Origin of the sequence: Micromonospora sp. M51 (genome assembly GCF_018070305.1) — a bacterium.
GTDB classification, from domain to species: domain Bacteria; phylum Actinomycetota; class Actinomycetes; order Mycobacteriales; family Micromonosporaceae; genus Micromonospora; species Micromonospora parva.
The window spans coordinates 1-1141 of sequence record NZ_JAGPXZ010001206.1 but is presented as its reverse complement, the minus strand read 5'-3'; the positions used below and the strand labels follow the sequence as shown (position 1 = coordinate 1141).

The window sequence follows — 1141 nt, the reverse complement described above, 5'->3', positions numbered from 1 at the left end:
ATCCAGGTGCTGCAGCTGATCGGCCTGCTCGGGGTGCTGCCCGCCACGGTCCGGCTGGTCGACGACGTGCGACGCCACGTCGGCTGGCGGCGGATCGTCGGCAGCGGGCTGACAGTGCTCGCGCTCGCCGCCGCGGGCTGGTTCGCCGTGGAGTTCCAGCTGCTCGCGCCTAGCTTCTCCTACTGACCCGCCCGACCCGGGACGATCCGGAGCAAGGATGCGCACCGCATGAGGGATCACACCGACACCGAACCCGGCACCCACCGACTGACGAAGTGGCTCGACGGACGGCTCACCCGGCTCGGGTTGACCGGAGTGTTCCCCCGCGACTGCCTGCTGGCGGCGACGCTGACCGTCTCGACGTTCGTCCTGCTGACGGTGCTGTTCCGGTTCGTGGCACCGGCGGAGGGGGTGACGTTCGACCCGGCGCGGGCCGGGCTGCTCATCGCCGTGTGCAGCGCGCAGGCGATGCTGCTGTGCCTGCGTCGGGTCCGGCCACTGCTCTGCCTCGCGCTCATCGTCGGCCTTCAGCTGCCCATCATCGGCGTCTCCCTGCCCGAGGAGGCGACGATCCGGGGCCTCGCCCCGTTCATCGCGGCGTACACCGTCGGGTCGTTGCTGCCGGTTCGGCGTGCGCTGCTGGCCGTCGGGGTGGCCGTGGCGGTCGAGTCGATCGGGGTGGCCGTCGTGGTGATCCCGGACGTGCTGACGGCACTCGCGTACGTCTCGGCGAGCGCCCTGACCTACGCCAGCGCGACCTTCGTCGGCGGTTACGTGGCCACCCACCGCCGCTACGTCGAGTTGGTCCGGGTCCGCGCGGACGAGGCGATCCGGGAGCAGCACACGAAGGTCCAGGCGGCGATCGGTGCGGAGCGATCCCGGATGGCCCGCGAGTTGCACGACGTGGCGGCCCACCACCTCTCCGGCATGGTCGTGCAGGCCGCCGCGGTCGAGCGGCTGATCGACCGGGACCCGGCGGCCGCGAAGGCCGGCGTGGCCTGGATCCGCAGTCAGGGCAAGGAGACCCTGGACAACCTGCGGCTGGTCGTCGGTGTGCTGCGCGGCAGACCGGGGCACGAGGGCGGCGACGGTGCCGCCCCGGTCCCGGGGCTGGGCATGCTCGACGACCTGGTGCGCACCG

At 72.5% G+C, this 1141-nt stretch carries 2 protein-coding genes; both read left to right on the top strand.

Annotation, left to right across the window (positions count from 1 at the left end):
- The coding region (locus KBX53_RS33725) for a hypothetical protein (protein ID WP_210863895.1) at positions 1-186 on the top strand (186 nt) is incomplete at its 5' end.
- Positions 187-228: 42 nt separating this feature from the next.
- The coding region (locus KBX53_RS33720; protein ID WP_210863894.1) for a sensor histidine kinase at positions 229-1141 on the top strand (913 nt) is incomplete at its 3' end.